The 18,112-nt window shown below is 71.5% G+C and carries 12 protein-coding genes and 1 pseudogene; 6 read left to right on the top strand and 7 right to left on the bottom strand.

Annotated elements, in window-relative coordinates; genetic code table 11:
- Window positions 1-16: 16 nt before the first annotated feature.
- Both IEZ01_RS28345 and pepN (IEZ01_RS28340) read right to left on the bottom strand, forming a co-directional pair.
- The gene (locus IEZ01_RS28345; RefSeq protein ID WP_040875127.1) at window positions 17-1,543 is read right to left on the bottom strand and encodes a sensor histidine kinase; all 1,527 of its coding nucleotides are present in this window, start codon (window positions 1,541-1,543) and stop codon (window positions 17-19) included.
- Window positions 1,544-1,751: 208 nt separating this feature from the next.
- Window positions 1,752-4,319, bottom strand: coding sequence for an aminopeptidase N (gene pepN, locus IEZ01_RS28340; protein ID WP_189204482.1), 2,568 nt, complete (start codon window positions 4,317-4,319; stop codon window positions 1,752-1,754).
- A gap of 160 nt (window positions 4,320-4,479) precedes the next feature.
- On the opposite strand from pepN (IEZ01_RS28340), the gene IEZ01_RS28335 reads away from it, so the two are divergent.
- Window positions 4,480-5,016, top strand: coding sequence for a DUF1203 domain-containing protein (locus tag IEZ01_RS28335; protein ID WP_189204480.1), 537 nt, complete (start codon window positions 4,480-4,482; stop codon window positions 5,014-5,016).
- Here IEZ01_RS28335 and IEZ01_RS28330 read toward each other — a convergent pair.
- The 3 genes from IEZ01_RS28330 to IEZ01_RS28320 form a co-directional block, all read right to left on the bottom strand.
- A complete protein-coding gene (locus IEZ01_RS28330; protein WP_019886321.1) occupies window positions 5,003-6,022 on the bottom strand; it encodes an aspartate-semialdehyde dehydrogenase in 1,020 nt (339 codons plus the stop codon). The two genes, IEZ01_RS28335 and IEZ01_RS28330, sit on opposite strands and share 14 nt — an antisense overlap.
- A 159-nt stretch (window positions 6,023-6,181) precedes the next feature.
- A complete protein-coding gene (locus IEZ01_RS28325) occupies window positions 6,182-9,502 on the bottom strand; it encodes a S8 family serine peptidase (protein WP_019886319.1) in 3,321 nt (1,106 codons plus the stop codon).
- A 197-nt stretch (window positions 9,503-9,699) separates the two neighbouring features.
- Complete coding sequence (locus IEZ01_RS28320; protein WP_019886318.1) at window positions 9,700-10,242, bottom strand: CGNR zinc finger domain-containing protein; 543 nt, start codon at window positions 10,240-10,242, stop codon at window positions 9,700-9,702.
- 125 nt (window positions 10,243-10,367) lie between these two features.
- On the opposite strand from IEZ01_RS28320, the gene IEZ01_RS28315 reads away from it, so the two are divergent.
- From IEZ01_RS28315 to IEZ01_RS28295, 5 genes and pseudogenes are all read left to right on the top strand, one after another.
- Window positions 10,368-10,823, top strand: a complete 456-nt coding sequence (locus tag IEZ01_RS28315) for a VOC family protein (protein ID WP_189204478.1) — start codon at window positions 10,368-10,370, stop codon at window positions 10,821-10,823.
- A gap of 36 nt (window positions 10,824-10,859) precedes the next feature.
- Window positions 10,860-11,744 carry a pyridoxamine 5'-phosphate oxidase family protein gene (locus tag IEZ01_RS28310; protein WP_189204476.1) on the top strand — a complete coding sequence of 295 codons (885 nt, stop codon included), beginning with the start codon at window positions 10,860-10,862 and terminating at the stop codon, window positions 11,742-11,744.
- A 63-nt stretch (window positions 11,745-11,807) separates the two neighbouring features.
- Window positions 11,808-12,317, top strand: a pseudogene (locus IEZ01_RS28305) (HPP family protein).
- Between the two features lie 59 nt (window positions 12,318-12,376).
- Window positions 12,377-12,832: an NUDIX hydrolase gene (locus IEZ01_RS28300; RefSeq protein WP_028797528.1), complete on the top strand. Its 456-nt coding sequence runs from the start codon at window positions 12,377-12,379 to the stop codon at window positions 12,830-12,832.
- A 90-nt stretch (window positions 12,833-12,922) separates the two neighbouring features.
- Window positions 12,923-14,101: a serine hydrolase domain-containing protein gene (locus IEZ01_RS28295; protein ID WP_189204474.1), complete on the top strand. Its 1,179-nt coding sequence runs from the start codon at window positions 12,923-12,925 to the stop codon at window positions 14,099-14,101.
- A gap of 12 nt (window positions 14,102-14,113) precedes the next feature.
- Here the strand turns inward: IEZ01_RS28295 and IEZ01_RS28290 are convergent, their stop codons facing one another.
- On the bottom strand, window positions 14,114-15,097 hold the full coding sequence (locus IEZ01_RS28290) for a hypothetical protein (protein ID WP_019886310.1): 984 nt from the start codon (window positions 15,095-15,097) through the stop codon (window positions 14,114-14,116).
- Window positions 15,098-15,445: 348 nt separating this feature from the next.
- On the bottom strand, window positions 15,446-18,007 hold the full coding sequence (gene pepN / locus IEZ01_RS28285; RefSeq protein ID WP_189204472.1) for an aminopeptidase N: 2,562 nt from the start codon (window positions 18,005-18,007) through the stop codon (window positions 15,446-15,448).
- Window positions 18,008-18,112 lie beyond the last annotated feature (105 nt).

Below are 18,112 nucleotides of genomic sequence, written 5' to 3'. Positions count from 1 at the left end.
TCGGCCCGCTGCTGACTCACGGCTGTTCCCCCTTGCTCGCCGAGGCCGACGAGGCGTTGTCGTTCTGGTTCTCTCCCGACAGGCCGCTCTGGAAGGCGGCCAGCCACAGCCCTGGTTCGGTCGAGGGCGTGGTCTCGGGCTGGTCGGTGGTGGTCTCCGGGGCCGCGGCCCCGGGGGTGGTGGCCGCGGGCGCGGTGGCGCGGGCCTTGCGACGGCGCTGCGGGAGGCCGTTCGCGGTCACTTCCGTCGCGGCGGACGCGATGGGGCCCGCCGGCACGGCCGGGGCGGGGACCGCGGCCGCGGAGGGCGCGGCGGTGGAGCCGGTGGGCCGCGCGGCGGGCTCCAGGGCCCCGCGGGGGCCGGAGGAGGTGCCGATGCCGTGGGCGACGCCGGTCGCGGCGGAGGTGGTGGTGATCAGGTGCTGCGGGACGACGACGACGGCCCGTACACCGCCGTACGCCGAGGAGCGCAGCGAGACCTGGAAGTCGTACGCCTGCGAGAGGCGGCCGACGACCGCGAGGCCCAGCCGGGGCGTCTCGCCCAGGTCGTTGACGTCGATGCCGCGCTGGGCCTGCTGGAGCATCCGCTCGGCCCGCTTGCGGGCCTCCTCGCTCATGCTCACGCCGCCGTCCTCGATCTCGACGGCGATTCCCGAGTTCACGTCGACGGCGGTCAGATGCACCTTGGTGTGCGGCGGCGAGTAGCGGGTGGCGTTGTCCAGGAGCTCGGCGAGCGCGTGGATGAGAGGCTCGACGGCGGGGCCGACGACGGCGACCTCGGAGACCGAGTGGAGCTCGACCCGCTGGTAGTCGATGATCCGTGACATGGCACCGCGCAGCACGCTGTACAGCGGTACGGCCTTGCTCCACTGGCGGCCCGGCCGGGCGCCGCCGAGGACGGCGATGGAGTCGGCGAGGCGGCCGATCAGGGCGGTGCCGTGGTCCAGCCGGAGCAGGTCGCCGAAGACCTCCGGTGCCTTGCCGTGCCGGTCCTCCATCCCGCGCAGTTCCTGGGCCTGCTGGTGGACGATCGCCTGGACGCGGCGGGCGATGTTCACGAACGCCCGCTGGGCCGAGTCGCGCAGGTCCTCCTCGGCGACGACGGCGTCGACGACGGAGCGGAGCACCGCCAGGTGAGCCGCCCTGAACTCCGGGGTGAGGCCAGGCTCGTAGACGTCCGAGGCCTCCAGCGAGGTGAGGACGTCCTCGGGGAACTCGCCCTTGCGCAGCCGTCCGACGACATCGGGCAGCAGCTCGGAGGCGAGCCGTACCGTCTCGGCCTGCTGCCGTTCCAGCGCCGTCCGCTGGGTGGCGACCGTGGCCCGGAGCTCGGCCAGCTGCCGGCCGCGCCGGTGGGCCACGGCGCAGGACAGGGCGACCGCGGCGAAGGCCACGGCACCGAGCCAGGCGACCGGGGTGCGGGCCGGTGCGGAGACCAGAGCCACGGCGAGAACGGTGCCCGCCGCCGTCACGGCGGCGGGCACCGCCCATATGACGGGTGAGGTCGGCCCTGAACTGCCGGGCGACGATCCCTCTCGAACCATCAGAACCCTCAAACGATCGAAAGCGAAAGATCAAAGGACAACGGCCGGGAAGCTTATCGGTTCTGCGCACACTTCTTGACAGCGGGTCATGATGCGGATGGGCGTGGCGAGTTGCTTTTTGACGCAATCTCGACCATGGGCGCGCGGCATGCGCGAAGGCGCCCCGGACCAGCTGGTCCGGGGCGCCTTCCTACGCTCGACTCCCGTACTACGCGCGGGCGTCCACCGCCTGCGCCTTCAGGGCGCGCTCGATACCGGCGCGCGACTCGGTCACCATCCGGCGCAGCGCCGGAACCGGGTCGTGCTCGGCGATCCACGCGTCCGTCGCGTCCAGCGTCTCCTGCGACACCTGGAGCGCGGGGTAGAGCCCCACCACGATCTGCTGCACGATCTCGTGGCTGCGGGTCGCCGCGACGTCCTTGATCGACGCGAAGTACTTCGCCGTGTACGGCGCGAGCAGCTCACGCTGGTCGGTCTGGACGAAGCCCGCGATCACCGCCTCCTGCACGGCGTTCGCCAGCTTGTCGGAGTCCACGACCGACGCCCACGCCTCGGCCTTCGCGGCCTCCGTCGGCCGGGCGGCACGCGCGGTGGCGGCATGCCGCTCACCCGCGGCGGTCCGGTCGCGCTCCAGCTCGGCCGCGATCCGGTCCTCCTCGAACCGGCCCGTCGCCGCGAGCCGCTCCACGAACGCCCAGCGCAGCTCGGTGTCGACGGCCAGACCCTCGACGGTCTGCGAGCCGTCGAGCAGCCCCTCCAGCAGGTCGAGCTCGCCGTCCGTACGGGCCGTCGCCGCGAACGCCCGTGCCCACGCCAGCTGGTGGTCGCTGCCCGGCTCGGCCGCCCGCAGCTGCTCCAGCGTCGCCTGCGTCCAGCGCGCCAGGCCGGTGGCCCGCCACGCCGGGTCCGCGTACAGGTCGATGGCGAGCTTGACCTGGCGGTGCAGCGACTGCACCACACCGATGTCGGACTCCTTGGTGATGCCGGAGAGCACCAGCTCCACGTAGTCCCGGGTGGCCAGCTCGCCGTCGCGGGTCATGTCCCAGGCCGAGGCCCAGCACAGCGCGCGCGGCAGCGACTCGGTGAAGTCCCCGAGATGCGCGGTGACATTGCGCAGCGACTCCTCGTCGAGCCGCACCTTGGCGTACGACAGGTCGTCGTCGTTGAGCAGCACGACCGCCGGCCGGGCCGTGCCGGCCAGCTGCGGCACGTCGGTCAGCTCGGCGGCCGCCACGTCCAGCTCGATCCGCTCCGTACGGACCAGCTTGCCCGCCTGGAGCTCGTACAGACCGATCGCGATCCGGTGCGGACGCAGCGTCGCCTCACCCTTGGCGCCGGCCGGCAGCGCCGGGGCCTCCTGGCGCACCGCGAAGGCGGTGATGACGCCCTCGGCGTCCGTCTCGATCTCCGGGCGCAGGATGTTGATACCGGCGGTTTCCAGCCACGCCTTCGACCAGCTCTTCAGATCCCGGCCGGAGGTCTCCTCCAGCGCGCCGAGCAGGTCCGGCAGCCGCGTGTTGCCGAACGCGTGACGCTTGAAGTACGCCTGCACACCCTTGAAGAACTCGTCCTCGCCGACGTACGCGACCAGCTGCTTGAGCACGCTGGCACCCTTGGCGTACGTGATGCCGTCGAAGTTGACCTGCACGTCCTCCAGGTCGTTGATCTCGGCCATGATCGGGTGCGTGGAGGGCAGCTGGTCCTGGCGGTAGGCCCAGGTCTTCTCCGAGTTGGCGAAGGTGGTCCAGGCGTTCGGCCAGCGCGAGCCCGGCGCCGAGGCCTGGCAGGCGACCGAGGTGAAGGTGGCGAACGACTCGTTCAGCCACAGGTCGTTCCACCACTCCATGGTGACGAGGTCGCCGAACCACATGTGGGCGAGCTCGTGGAGGATGGTCTCGGCCCGCCGCTCGTACGCCGCGTCCGTCACCTTCGACCGGAAGACGTACTGGTCGCGGATGGTCACCGCGCCCGCGTTCTCCATCGCGCCCGCGTTGAACTCCGGCACGAACAGCTGGTCGTACTTGGCGAAGGGGTAGTCGTAGGCGAACTTCTCCTGGAACCAGTCGAAGCCCTGCCGGGTGACCTCGAAGATGTGGTCCGCGTCCAGGAACTCGGCCAGCGACGGACGGCAGTAGATGCCCAGCGGCACGCTCTGCCCGTCCTTCTCGTACGAGCTGTGCACCGAGTGGTACGGGCCCACGATCAGCGCCGTGATGTACGTGGAGATCCGCGGGGTCGGCTCGAAGACCCAGAGGTCGTCCTTGGGCTGGGGCGTCGGCGAGTTCGAGATCACCGTCCAGCCGGCCGGCGCCTTCACGGTGAACTGGAACGTCGCCTTCAGGTCCGGCTGCTCGAAGCAGGCGAAGACCCGGCGCGCGTCCGGCACCTCGAACTGGGTGTACAGGTAGGCCTGGTCGTCGACCGGGTCGACGAAGCGGTGCAGACCCTCACCGGTGTTCGTGTACGCGCAGTCCGCGACGACCTTGAGCTCGTTGCGGCCCTCACGCAGATGGGGCAGGGCGATCCGGGAGTCCCGGAAGACCGCGGCCACGTCGAGTGCGTGCCCGTTCAGCACGACCTCGTGCACCGCGGGGGCCACCAGGTCGATGAAGGTCTCCGCCTTGCCCTGGGCGGAATCGAAGCGGACGGTGGTGACGGACCGGTAGGTGCCGCCCTCCTGCGCGCCGGTCAGATCCAGGTCGATCTCGTACGCGTCCACCGTCAGCAGCCGCGCCCGCGCTTGCGCCTCTTCACGGGTCAGGTTTGTGCCAGGCACCCGGTCATCTCCTCGGTTCGTGACGTTTGGCGCCATCCTTCCACGCCGGTCATTGGCGACGCACGGCACAATTCCAAGGCCGGTCGCTGCCGACCCGCGGCAGAACGCGTTGTCCGAATTCCGCCAGCGCCTCCCCGCGCCCGCGCGGAACGGTGGAGCCATGACATCGCACCCGACGACGCCGCAGACGGCCCCCCGTACGACCACGTACACCGTCCGGTCCATCCCCCCGGCCGCCCTCGCCCAGCTGCGCGTCACCGACGACGCCGGGCTGCCCTGCGCGCCGTACGAGGACACCGAGGGCGGGGCGCCCCTGCGCTGCTGCCTGCGGCGCTCCCGGGCCGGGGAGCGTATCGCGCTGGTCTCCTACGCCCCGCTGCGCCGCTGGGCGGCCGAGCGGTGGGCCCGGCCGGGCGCGTACGACGAGCAGGGCCCGGTCTTCGTCCACGCCGAGGAGTGCGGGGGCCCGCGCGAGGCGACGGCGTACCCCTTCTCACGTCCCGGCGCGCTGCGGACGGTCCGCCGCTACGACAGCGAGGGCAGAATCGTCGGCGGCCGCCTCCTGGAGATCCCGGAGGCGGCCGACGAGGGGTTCGATCAGGCCTTCGCGGAAGCCTTCGCCGACCCGGAGGTGGCCCTGGTCCATGTCAGGGCCGTCGAGCACGGCTGCTTCCTCTTCGAGGTCAGGCGCCCTTGAGCTCCTGGGCCACCAGCTCCGCGATCTGCACGGCGTTCAGCGCCGCGCCCTTGCGGAGGTTGTCGTTGGACAGGAACAGTGCCAGACCGTTCTCCACGGTCTCGTCGACCCGGATACGGCCCACATAGGAGGCGTCCTTGCCGGCCGCCTGGAGCGGGGTCGGGATCTCGGAGAGCTCGACCCCCTCGGCGTCCTTCAGCAGCTCGTAGGCGCGCTCCACGCTGATCGGGCGGTCGAAGCGGGCGTTGACCTGGAGGGAGTGGCCGGAGAAGACCGGGACCCGGACGCAGGTGCCGGAGACCTTGAGCTCCGGGATCTCCAGGATCTTGCGGGACTCGTTGCGGAGCTTCTGCTCCTCGTCGGTCTCGAAGGTGCCGTCGTCGACGATCGAGCCGGCGAGCGGGACGACGTTGAAGGCGATGGGGCGCTTGTAGACGGCGGGCTCGGGGAACTCCACGGCCTCGCCGTCGAACGCCAGCTGGTCGGCCTGCTCGGCCACCGCGCACGCCTGGGTGCGCAGCTCCGCCACGCCCGCCACGCCCGAGCCGGAGACGGCCTGGTAGGTGGTGGCGACCAGGGCGGTCAGGCCGGCCTCCTGGTGGAGCGGCTTGAGGACCGGCATGGCGGCCATGGTGGTGCAGTTCGGGTTGGCGATGATCCCCTTGGGGCGGTCCTTGACCGCGTGCGGGTTCACCTCGGAGACGACCAGCGGGACCTCGGGGTCACGGCGCCAGGCGGAGGAGTTGTCGATCACCACGGCGCCCTGGGAGGCGACCTTCTCGGCGAGCGCCTTGGAAGTGGCGCCACCGGCGGAGAAGAGCACGATGTCCAGGCCGGTGTAGTCGGCGGTGGCGGCGTCCTCGACCGTCACCCCGTCCAGCACCGTGCCGGCTGAGCGGGCGGAGGCGAAGAGCCGCAGCTCAGTGACCGGAAAGTCCCGCTCGGTCAGGATCTTGCGCATGACTGTGCCGACCTGACCGGTGGCTCCGACGATTCCGACCTTCACGGGGACTCCTCCGTACGTACGTGCAGTGTGCTGCTGCTCCATGATGCGTATGTCCACGCCCGGCTTGTCCAATCCATTGTCCGAGGGCCGGACACCTGCCGGGACGCGGAAGGGGCGGGCGCCGGTTCCGGCGCCCGCCCCCCTTGGTGTTCCGTGATGCTACGGCGTGACCTTGCCGATCACGACGCTGCCGGTGCCCGCGACGGTGCCGCGGGCGTTCAGCAGCTGGACCTCGCCGAAGAACTGCCGGCCCTCGGGCGCGGCACCGGCGACGACGATCTCGGCGCCGGCCTGGGCGCTCGCGCCGTTCGCCAGCGTCACCGCCTTGGACTCGTCGACCTTCACGGTGCCGAGCGCGGTGGAGTAGTACACGTCCTTGTAGTCGAACGTGGTGCCCTCGGCCGCCTGGACCGCGTAGCCGTCGACGACGATCGTGTACGTACCGGCGGCCGGGTTGACCAGGGAGACCGACTCCTCCGAGTCGCCGTCCGCGGACTGACCCACCCGGGTCGCGCCACGGTAGACCGTGAGGTCCAGGTCGGCGGCCTTGTCGGAGGTGTTGCCGATGGCGACGTCGAGCCGCTCGACACCCTCACCGATGGTGACCGTACGGGTCTGCTGCTCGTGGTGCTTGATGGTCGGGGTCTCGACCTTCGCGGAGCCCAGCGAGCCGCCCTTCAGCTTGCCGTCGATGGCGGCGAAGCCGTTGGTGACCTTCCACTCGACGGCGGCCGGGGTACCGACCTTCGCCTCGGGCACGGTCTGCGTGGCCGGGTCGAAGGAGGCGCCGAGCACCGTCACGTCCAGCTTGAACGGGTTGTCCAGCTCCGGCGAGGTGCGCCGGGACTCGACGACGATCTCCCAGACGCCCGGGGTCGGGTCGGTGTACGACCGCAGGTCCGGACGGCAGCCGTTGCCGCCGAGGTAGTTCGGGTAGCAGCGGTTGCTCGCGGTGTCCTCGATCGCCACGCCGTACGGGTGGTTGGCGATGAACCGGGTCTGGCTCAGGCCCTTCAGCCCGCCCAGGCCGATCTCCAGCGACTTGGCGCCCTGGGGCACGGTCACGAAGTACGACGTGTGGCTGTTGCGCTGGACCGAGGAGGCCGCGGAGAAGCCGTACGCGGGCTTGGCCAGCGGCTTGGAGACCACGACGGTCGACAGGATCTGCTTGTCGACGCCCTCGGTGCTCTCGTCGTCCAGCTGGAGGATCGCGCTGTGCACCCCGGCCGTCTTCGCCTTCGCCTCGACCTTGACGGTCACCGGCTTGTTCAGCGGCAGGGTGATGTAGTCGTACGCGGTGGCGGCCTTGAAGGTGCCGTCGTTGTACTTCCAGCTGAGGTTGTGGCGGACGCCGTAACTCGGGCCGGAGGTGCGGGTGACGGTGACGTTGTACGTCTTCTTCTGGCCCGTCTTCAGACCGCCCTCGCGGTCGTAGACACCGGTGCCGGTGTGCGGCGCCGGGAAGATCGCGGTGTCGACCGGCGCCTCGACCTTGTAGGCGTGCGCGGTGGCACCGGCCTGGATGGACGCCCAGGCCTTGTTGATGTCGATCAGACCCGAGCCCTGCTCGTGCGCGGCGACACCGGAGATCTTCTTCGCGGTGCTGGTGAGCGCGGTGCGCAGGGTCAGCGGGGAGAGCTCGACCTTCTTCTGCTTCGCGGCGGACAGCAGCAGCGCGGAGGCGCCGGCGGCCTGCGGCGAGGACATCGACGTGCCGTTGAGCATGCCGTAACCGGCGGGCAGCGTGTAGCCGGCCTCGGCGACGCCGGAGCCCGCCTGCCAGGTCGGGATGGTGTTCACGGCCGAACCGGGGGCGCTGATCGTCGGGGTGAAGCCGCCGTCCTCACGCGGACCGCGCGAGGAGAAGGGGAACATGGCGTACTTCTTCTTGACGGCAGAGCCGTAGTTGGCGGCCCAGGTCTCCTTGGAGATGGCCGCGCCGACCGAGATGACCTTGTCGGCCAGGGCCGGGTCGCCGATCGTGTTGATGCCGGGGCCTTCGTTGCCGGCCGAGATCACCAGCTGGACGCCGTGCTCGTCGATCAGCCGGGTGTAGAGGCGGGCGCGGACGTTGTCGCCGTCGTTCTGCGCGGGCAGGCCGCCGATCGACATGTTGACGATGTCGACGCCGCGGTTGACGACGAGGTCGGTCATGCCCTCCATGAGGGCGGTGTTGGTGCAGCCGCCGGTCCAGGTGCACGCGCGCGAGGAGACGATCTTCGCGCCGGGCGCCGCGCCGTTCATCTTGCCGCCGAAGAGGCTGTGGGCGGCGGTGATGCCGGCGACGTGGGTGCCGTGCGAGGACTCCACGAGACCGACGTTGACGAAGTCGGCCTTCTTGCCCTCCCAGTCGGGGCCCGCGGCGTCCATCGGGACGTCCTTGCGGATCTCGACGACGAAGGGGATCTTCTCGGCGACCGGGGTGGCCGGGTCGTCCGTGCCGAACCAGCCGATCTGGAAGCCGTCCTTGTACGGCTTCATCGGCTCGTTGTCCGTGAAGTCGTTGTTCTGGTCGGTGTCCACGCGGACGGTGCCGGCGGCGGCGTCGTAGAGCATGCCGAAGACGTCGGTGGTGTCGCCGTCCCGGTTGATGTCACCGGCCGGGTCGCCGCCCTGGGTGATCTTCTCGGTGAAGCGGCTGAACTTGAAGGAGCCGGCGGGCGCCTTCCAGGACTGCTCGGCCGAGGTGAACACCGGGCCGTCGACCGTGGTGATCTGCGCACGCCAGGTGGCGTCGCCCTCGGTCAGCGGGTCGGTGGCGGTGACCCAGTCGACGATCTTGCGCTCGCCGGTGGTGGTCTTCTGCAGCGACGGGTGGCCGAGGTCCACACCCGAGTCGAGGATGCCGATGGTCACACCACGGCCGTCGGCCTTCGGGTTCTTCTTGACGAAGTCGACCGCACCGGTCTCGAAGGCCGGGTTGTACGGGTTCTTCGCCGGGGTGCCCTTGCCCGGGGCCGGGTAGGTGCCCGCGGTGGCGCCGCCCGCGGCACCCGCGGTGCCGGCGTCGGGGCGCGGGTCGTCCAGCTTGATCTCCGCCTGGAGGTCGACCGCCTGGACGGAGGAGAGCTTGGTGGCCGCCTTGATGGCCGCGTCGGCCTTGGCGGTGGGGAGCGTGGCCCGCACGTAGCCGAGCTTGTCGTCGGTCTTGCCGACCGCCGCGCCCTTGAGGGCGTCGAGCTGGCCGGCGACCTGCTCGGTCGCGCCGGGCGCGGTGGCGATCAGGACGGTGACCGTCTGCTGGCCCTTGGCCTCGGCCTCGGCGAGCCGCTGGGCGTCGGTCGCGCCGAGCTTGTCGGCGGCGTCGGCGGCCTTCACGGGCGGGGTCGAGCCGGCCGGGGCCTCGACGGCGAAGACCGGCGCGGCGCCGGCCGCGACCAGCGCGGTGACCAGACCGGCCGCGGCGGCGATGCGGGCCGCGCGTCTGTGCCCGGGCGTCGAGCGCCCGGATATGGAGCTCTGGGATTCGGGGGTGGTCATTTACATCCCTGTATGTGAAAGAGAGGGTCCGGATTTCGGTGCCGGATGACCGCAGACTCTTTCGCAAGGGACAGGGGTTTGTGGAGAGTTGTCGAGGGGCGGGATACGGCTTTGGCGCACATCCGCCACCGCTGGACATGCGCCATGAAGGCCAAACCACCCGTAACGCGTACAGAGCGAACGGGACTTACCCCGAGTTAGTTGTCCTTTGTACGGGCGTAGTGCCGCGACGCCTTCGCGCGGTTGCCGCACGCGGCCATCGAGCACCAGCGCCGGGTGCCGTTCCGTGAGGTGTCGAAGAAGTGCAGGATGCACGCCTCGTGGGCACATGCCCGGATCCGGTCGGGCGCGGCGCGCAGCAGGTCGAGGTAGTTCCGGGCGGCCGTCCAGGCCGGCCCCCAGGTGTCCGAGGCGAACTCCGCCTCCTCGCCTGGCCCCTGGGCGGTCAGCGTGGCGCGGATCCGGCCGTGTCCCAGCACCGCGTCGACCAGGGCCGTGGCCTGCGGGGCGCCGGGGCTGTCGACCACGGCGCCCAGGGCGTCGCGCGCGGTGAGCAGATGGCGCAGGGTCGTCGCGTCGGCGGTGAAGCGGCCGTCGAGCCCGTTCGACGCCAGCCAGACGGCGAGGCCGTCGGTGTCCGTGAGCAGGTCCTCGCGGACGCCCTCGTGGTTCCAGCGGGTGTTGAGCAGGTCGAGCGAGACCGGCTCCCCGATGAGCGGCCGCGGGTCGGATCCGGGCATCGCCGGTACCTCTTCTCTCTCGCCCCCGCTGCTAACCCCTCAAGGGTACGTGACCGGTTGACGCCTGCCATGACTAACCCCTAAAGTCATTTACAGAGGTTAGGCAAGCATCGAGGGGAATCGTCATGACCGCGAGCACCACCCTGCGCACCGGCCACATCGGCATCAATGTCACGGACATCGAGCGGTCGCTCGCCTTCTACCGCGACGTCCTTGCCCTCGACGTCCTCGCCGAGGGCAAGGAGGAAGGGCAGCGGTACGTCTTCCTCGGCCAGGACGGCCGGCTGACCCTCACCCTCTGGCAGCAGGCGGACGGCTCGTACGCCCCCGGCCTCGCCGGGCTGCACCACCTCGCCTTCGAGGCCGTCTCGATCGAGCGGGTCAGGGCGGCGGAGACCCGGCTCAAGGAGCTCGGCGCCACCTTCGCCCACGAGGGCGTCGTCGCCCACCGCGAAGGATCCGCCTCGGGCGGGATCTTCTTCCACGACCCGGACGGCACCCGACTGGAGATCTACGCCCCGACCGGCGCCGAGACCGCGGAAGCCCCCTCGTCCGCGGCCCCCACCTGCGGCTTCTTCTAGCCCCGCCTCTCCGCCCGCGCTCTCCCCGGAGGCCCCATGGACCCGTACAACCCCGGCTCCCGCGCCGTACAGACCCGCGTCGGCGTCCGTGAGCTCGCCGACCACGTAGGCCGCTCCATCGGTCCCGGCATCCGTCCCGTCGCCGCCGCCTTCCTGGAGCTCCAGCCCATGCTGGTGCTCGGCGCGGCGGACCCCGAGGGCCGGGTGTGGAGCTCGCTCGCCACCGGCGACCCCGGTTTCGTACGGGCCACAGGGCCCGGCACCATCTCGGTCGCGGGCCCCCTCCCGGCCGGGGACCCGCTGGCCGGCACCTTCACGGGCGAGGCCCCCGTCGGCACCCTCGCCCTCGATCCCCGCACCCGCCGCCGCATGCGGCTCAACGGCACCGCCCGCCCCAGCGCACGCGGGGTCGTCGTCACCGCCGAGCAGGTCTTCTCCAACTGCCCCAAGTACCTCCAGAAACGCGAGCTGTACGAGCCCGACCGGCAATCCCGCCCGGGTGTCGCCCGGCGCGGCGGACCTCTCACCCCCGACCAGGAACGGTTCGTCCGCGCCGCCGACACGTTCTTCATCGCCACGGTCGCTCCCGACGGCGTCGACGCCGGCCACCGCGGCGGCAACCCCGGCTTCCTCAGGGTCGACACGCCCACCACACTCAGCTGGCCCGACTACCCCGGCAACGCCATGTTCCTGACCCTGGGAAACCTGGAGGCCGACGGCCGCGCCGGGCTCCTCTTCCTCGACTGGTCCACCGGCACCACCCTCCAGCTCACCGGAACGGCCCGCACCGCCTTCACCCCCGAAGGCCGGACCACCCGCTTCGAGATCCAGCAGAGCGTGGAGACGCCAGGAGCCAGCCCCCTGCGCTGGTCCGCGCCCTCCTGCTCACCGGCCAACCCGCCCCTCACCGAAGGAGCCTGACATGACCGCGGACCGCGTCGCGGCCGGCCCCACCGACCCCGCGACCAGCCCGGCGCGGCGGCGGTGACCGCCTCCGCCGCACCGGCCAGACCCCGCGCCCGTACGCTGCTGACCGCCTCGGCCGGCAGCGTCGCCGCACTCCTCGCCGTCGTCGCCGCCGGGGCGCTGGTCCACCAGCCGCTGCTGATCCCCCCGCTCGCCGCCAGCATGGCCCTGGTCGCCGGAGCGCCCGACCTGCCGCTCTCCCAGCCCCGTTCGGTCGTCGGCGGCCAACTGCTGTCCGTCCTCACCGGATTCTCCCCCTAGGCCCCGCGGCCTGGGGGACCCCCACTCGCCGCCGCCGGGCCGGGCCCCTGGGGCGCGGCGGTCGCCGGCGGCCTCGCCCTCGGCGTGATGATGCTGGCCCGTACGCCCCACTCGCCGGCCGCCGCCACCGCCGTGATCGTCGCCCTCCAGGACCCGCCGCTGTGGAGCTTCCTCGGCCTCCTCGCGCTCGCCTGCGCCCTGCTGGTGGCCGCCGGTGTCGCGGGCTCCCGGGCGACCGGCCGCGCCTCCCCCACCTACTGGTGGTAGCCCCGGGGGAAGCCGCACCGCCCATCCGCCTTGTCGGTGGCCGCCCTTAGTCTCTGTCCATGGTCGAGGAGTTGAGGGTGGCGGCCTACGCCGTATGCGTCAGGGACGACGAAATCCTGCTCGCCCGCTGGGTCGCCGGCGACGGCATCCGGCAGTGGACGCTGCCCGGTGGCGGCATGGACCACGGCGAGGACCCGCTCGACACCGTCGTGCGCGAGGTCGAGGAGGAGACCGGCTACCGCGTCGAGGCGACCGCGCTGCTCGGCGTCGACTCCATACGCCGCCGCTACTCCCGCCGCCTGGGCACCCACGCCGACTGGCAGGGCCTGCGCATCGTCTACGCCTGCCGGGTCACCGGCGGCGAGCTGCGCCACGAGACCGGCGGCTCCACCGACCGCGCCGCCTGGTACCCCCTGGCCGACGTGGCCGGACTCGACCGGGTCGAACTGGTCGACACGGGCCTCGCGCTGTGGCGGGAGCGGCCCGCCCTCGGCCGGGTCGCGAACAACGGCTGAAAGCCGCTCAACCCCCAAGGCGGCGCTCAACGCTCCATACCACCGCGGAGTCCTGTCCCACGACCACAGTCGACGAGCAGGGGAGCTCGCATGTCAGTACGTACGGTTCGACCGGTCCGCACGGCGCTCGCGGCGGTTGCGGTGGCCGCCGCCGTCGCCCTCACCGCGCCTGCGGCGGCGAACGCCTCCGGCCCCGCGCCGGAGAAGTCCGGCGGCGGGCACCGGGCCACTCAGAAGGCCCTGGAGGCCGCCGTCGCCGACGGCGTCCCCGGCGCGCTCGCCCAGGCACGGGACGGGCGGCACACGTGGACCGGCGCGGCCGGGGTCGCCGACCTCACCTCCGGCCGCGAACGCCAGGGCAAGGACGTCTACCGCGTCGGCTCCATCACCAAGACCTTCGTCGCCACCGTCCTGCTCCAGCTGGAGGCCGAAGGCCGCCTCGACCTCGACGACACCGTGGACCGCTGGCTCCCCGGAGTGGTCAAGGGCAACGGCCACGACGGCAGGCGGATCACCCTGCGCCAGCTCCTCAACCACACCAGCGGCGTCTACAGCGTCACCAGCGACCCGGAGTTTCAGGACACGATCTTCGGCCCCGGATTCCTCGAACACCGCTACGACACCTGGACCCCGCGCCAACTGGTAGCCATCGCCATGACCCACAAGCCGGACTTCGCGCCCGGCACCTCCTGGAACTACTCCAACACCAACTACGTCCTGGCCGGCATGGTGATCGAGAAGGCCACCGGCCGGCCGTACGGAAAGGAGGTCGAGCGCCGGATCATCAAGCCGCTCAAGCTGCGCTCCACCAGCGTCCCAGGCAAGGACGTCACCATGCCCAAGCCCAGCGGCCGGGCGTACTCCAAGCTCAACGGCGACCCCAAGCCGGGTGACCCGGTCCACGACGTCACCGAGCTGAGCCCGACCATCGCCCACGCGGCGGGCGAGATGATCTCCAACTCCGGTGACCTGCAGCGGTTCTACCGAGCCCTGCTCGGCGGCGAACTCCTGCCGCCGGCCCAGCTGAAGGCGATGACCGACACCGTCACCGTCACGATGGAAGGCGCCGAATTCGGCTACGGACTGGGGCTGATGAAGCAGAAGCTGAGCTGCGGCACGGAGGTCTGGGGCCACGGCGGCGGCATCCACGGCTCCTCCTCGCAGGCGCAGGTCAGCCGCGACGCCCGCCACTCCCTCGCGCTGAACTTCAACGGCGACTGGTCCGGCGACAGCCAGAAGGTCGTCGAGGCGGAGTTCTGCGGCAAGTAGGCCCGCACCGCCTCAGCGCGGCAGGACGACGACATACGCGGAAGGGGCCCGGTCCGTCGACGCCATCAGCGCCGTACGGACCACGGTCGCCTGCTGCTCCAGCGAGTCCCGGAGCTTGCGCGGCGTGATGTGCACGACCGTAATGCCGAGCCGCTCCAGATGCTCCCGCTTGCGGGTGTACTCCGACCACAGCGCGTCCTCGTCCTGGCGCGGGGCACGGGTGTCCAGCTCGACGGCGACGGCCTGGTCGGGCCAGTAGGCGTCGACACCACCGAGGTGCGGGCCGCCGGGCAGCCGCAGATCCACGTTCCACAGCGGATCCGGCAGCGCGTAGGCCCGCACCATCTCGTACAGCCGGTCCTCCGCCAGGGCCCGGCCCTCTGCCAGCAGCGAGTCCACGGCGTCCACCACATGCGGCCGCGACAGCAGCCGGGCCCGGTTCAACTCCCGTACCACCGAGCCCGGTTCGCAGTGCCCGCCACGGACGGCCTCGGTCAGCAGCCGGCGCACGGTGGTCGGGTCGGTCACCTGCGTGAGAGCGTCCGCGAGGGCCCGGGCGACCGGAGCGACCGGCAGCCCGGTGACCTCCTCCGGCTCGGGAAACTCCTGCGCCCGGACGATCTGCACCCACCCGGTCGAGCGCAGCCGCCGGGTCCGGCCGACCAGCACGTCGATCCGGTCGAGCGCCAACAGTGGCGGCACGGACGAGAACTGGTGCAGCGCGAGCGCCGCAAGCCCGGTGATCATCGCCGGTGAACCGGCTCCGCAGTACAGCAGCGCGGCCTGAAGCCGCTCCTCACTGGTCGGCGGCCCCTGGTGCAGCACATACACACCGGGCAGCACCTGCTGCCACGGCCCACCGGCCCGGCACTGCGCGCCGATCTCGGCACCGGTCAGGCCGTGCGCCCTCAACTGGGCGGAGGTCAAGACCCGTTGGCGGCCGTCGGTGAGGTGGGGGAGCGGGAGGGGGCGGGGGGAGAGCGGGGTGTTGTTCATGCGGAGGGTGTTCCGCCGGGGAAGGCCCCCCTAACCCCTGTTACACGCCCGTCGACATTTAGGGACAACACCGTCCTAAAGTACGGACGTTCGAGCGCCGAAGGGGGTTACTCCGTACGGGTGTCCACGCCCCCTTTTCAAGGGCTCGGTTCCCCTCCGGGCGCTTTGAGCGTCTCCCGACGGTCGATCGTGCTCGGTCCCTCGTTCCTCGGGACCTCCGCGCGTTCTCCCTTTCGGCAGCCGCGCGCCCTTCGGCTCACTCGCCAGGCGGTCGTGGGCGCCGCATGGCGGCCGGGGTGGGCCCCGGCCCCCCCCAAGGAGCCGGGCGCCGCACCCCGTTCGCGCGCGTCAGACCACCGGCGTCCCCGCGTCGCACGCCTGGCCGCGCAACGCGCGGGCCAGGTCGTCGCGGGCCTCCAGGACCAGGCGGCGCAGGGCCGGGGGCGCCGAGGCGTGGGACTCCAGCCAGGTGTCCGTGGCGATCAGGGTGCCCTCGTCGTCCTGGAGCATCGGGAACAGCCCCCGGACCACATCCAGCCCGATCTGGATCGACCGCTCCTGCCAGATCCGCTCGATCGCCTCGAAGTACTTCGGGGCGTACGGCGCGATCAGCGCCCGCTGCGACGGCTGTGTGAAGCCCGCGATCGTCGCCTCCACCAGCGCGTTGGACAGCGCGTCCGACTCCACGACCGCCGCCCACGCCTGTGCCTTCACCGCCTCCGACGGCCGCGCCGCCAGGCACCGCACCTCGTGCCGCTTGCCGGACGCCGTGTCGTCACGGGCGAGCTCCGCCGCGATACGGGCCTCGTCCGCCCTGCCGTGCGCGGCGAGCGGCAGCAGGAAGGCCCACCGCAGCTCCTGGTCGACGTCCAGCCCGTCGACCTTCCCGCTGCCGTCCAGCAGCCCTTCGAGCAGCTGGAAGTCGGAGTCCGTCGTCGCCGCCCCGGCGAAGAAGCGCGCCCAGGTCAGCTGGCGCTCGCTGCCCGGCGCGGCCAGCCGCAGCTCCTTCAGGGCGCCCTCGGCGAGCAGCCGCGCCCCTTCCGCGCGCCATTCCGGCGCCGAGAAGTACGTGTGCGCGGACCGGGTCCAGGCGTGCAGCATCTGCAGCACGCCGATCTCCGACTCACGGCCGGCGAAGTCGAGCACGAGGCGGATGAAGTCCCGCGCCGGCATCAGCGCGTCACGGGTCAGGTTCCACAGCGCGGACCAGCACAGCGCCCGCGCGAGCGGGTCGGTGATGTCCCCGAGATGCGCCCGGAGCGTGGCGAGCGACGTCTCGTCGAAACGGACCTTGCAGTAGGTCAGGTCGTCGTCGTTGACAAGGACGAGATCCGGCTTCGAGGCGCCCACCAGCTCGGCCACGACCGTCCGCTGCCCGACCACGTCCACCTCGGCGCGGGCGTAACGCACGAGCTCCCCGGCCGCGTTCAGCCGGTAGAGCCCCACCGCCGCCCGGTGCGGGCGCAGCACGTCCCCGTCCTGGAGCACGGCCAGCTCCGTGATGCGGTCCGCTGCGTCGTACGTCACCACCGGCGTCAGCGTGTTGACCCCGGACGTCTCCAGCCACAGCCGCGACCAGGCCTTCATGTCCCGCCCGGACGTCTCCTCCAGGATCGACAGCAGATCGCCCAGGCGCGTGTTGCCGTACGCGTGCCGCGTGAAGTAGCGCCGCGAGCCCTCCAGGAACGCGTCCCGCCCGGCGTACGCCACCAGCTGCTTGAGCACCGACGCGCCCTTGGCGTACGTGATGCCGTCGAAGTTGAGCTTGGCGTCCTCCAGGTCACGGATGTCGGCCGTGATCGGGTGTGTGGACGGCAGCTGGTCGGCGCGGTACGCCCAGGCCTTGCGGTTGTTGGCGAAGGTCACCCAGCTCTCGGTGAACCGGGTCGCCTCGGCGAGCGAGAAGGACCCCATGAAGTCGGCGAAGGACTCCTTCAGCCACAGGTCGTCCCACCACACCATGGTGACCAGGTCGCCGAACCACATGTGCGCCATCTCGTGCAGGATGACGTTGGCCCGGGCCTCGTACGACGCCTGCGTCACCTTCCCGCGGAAGATGTACTCCTCGCGGAAGGTCACCATGCCCGGGTTCTCCATCGCGCCGAGGTTGTACTCGGGGACGAACGCCTGGTCGTACTTCCCGAAGGGGTAGGGGAAGTCGAAGTGGTCGTGGAAGAAGTCGAAGCCCTGCTTGGTGATCAGGAAGATGTCGTCCGCGTCGAAGTGCTTGGCCAGCCCCTTGCGGCACATCGCACCGAGCGGGATCTCCAGCTCGCCGCGCTTGTAGGTGTCGGTGACGTAGTGGTACGGCCCGGCCACCACACAGGTGATGTACGTGGAGATCGGCGCCGTCTCCGCGAACCGCCACACCCCGTCCGCGTCCCGCTCGCCCACTCCGTTCGACCAGACCGTCCAGCCCTCCGGCGCGGACACCTCGAAGCGGAACGGAGCCTTCAGGTCGGGCTGTTCGAAGGTGGCGAAGACCCGGCGCGCGTCGGCCGGCTCGTACTGCGTGTAGAGGTAGACCTCGCCGTCCTCCGGGTCGACGAACCGGTGCATGCCCTCGCCGGTGCGGCTGTAGGCGCACTGCGCGTCCACGACCAGCACGTTCTCGTCGGCGAGGCCGTCCAGCGCGATCCGCGCGCCGTCGAAGACGGCGGCCGGGTCCAGCTCCCGCCCGTTGAGGGTCACCGCGGTTACCGAGGGGGCGACGAGATCGACGAAGGTGCGCTCCCCGGTCCCGGTCCGGCGGAAGCGGAGGGTGGTCACCGAGCGGAACGTGCGCGGGCCCGCCCCCTCCTCGGCGTCACCGACCGCCGACCGCAGGTCGAGGACGACCTCGTACCCGTCGACGGACAGCAGCTCGGCCCGCGTGCGGGCCTCGTCGCGGGACAGATTCTCACCGGGCACGGGCACTCCTTCGTGGCTCGTTGGACAGCAGCGATCCTCCCACGCGGCCCTGACGCCCGACACCCGGGAATGCGCCTGGTGGCCGGTGGTGTTGCCCCCGAGGCA

Source organism: Streptomyces purpureus (genome assembly GCF_014648195.1).
In the GTDB taxonomy this organism is placed as follows: domain Bacteria; phylum Actinomycetota; class Actinomycetes; order Streptomycetales; family Streptomycetaceae; genus Streptomyces; species Streptomyces purpureus.
This window is presented reverse-complemented; position numbering and strand designations above follow the sequence as displayed.

Coding starts and splice junctions, on each gene's coding strand:
- IEZ01_RS28345 (WP_040875127.1), bottom strand. CDS start 1,543: ATGGTTCGAGAGGGATCGTCGCCCGGCAGTTCAGGGCCGACCTCACCC.
- IEZ01_RS28335 (WP_189204480.1), top strand. CDS start 4,480: ATGACATCGCACCCGACGACGCCGCAGACGGCCCCCCGTACGACCACG.
- IEZ01_RS28325 (WP_019886319.1), bottom strand. CDS start 9,502: ATGACCACCCCCGAATCCCAGAGCTCCATATCCGGGCGCTCGACGCCC.
- IEZ01_RS28320 (WP_019886318.1), bottom strand. CDS start 10,242: ATGCCCGGATCCGACCCGCGGCCGCTCATCGGGGAGCCGGTCTCGCTC.
- IEZ01_RS28315 (WP_189204478.1), top strand. CDS start 10,368: ATGACCGCGAGCACCACCCTGCGCACCGGCCACATCGGCATCAATGTC.
- IEZ01_RS28310 (WP_189204476.1), top strand. CDS start 10,860: ATGGACCCGTACAACCCCGGCTCCCGCGCCGTACAGACCCGCGTCGGC.
- IEZ01_RS28300 (WP_028797528.1), top strand. CDS start 12,377: ATGGTCGAGGAGTTGAGGGTGGCGGCCTACGCCGTATGCGTCAGGGAC.
- IEZ01_RS28295 (WP_189204474.1), top strand. CDS start 12,923: ATGTCAGTACGTACGGTTCGACCGGTCCGCACGGCGCTCGCGGCGGTT.
- IEZ01_RS28290 (WP_019886310.1), bottom strand. CDS start 15,097: ATGAACAACACCCCGCTCTCCCCCCGCCCCCTCCCGCTCCCCCACCTC.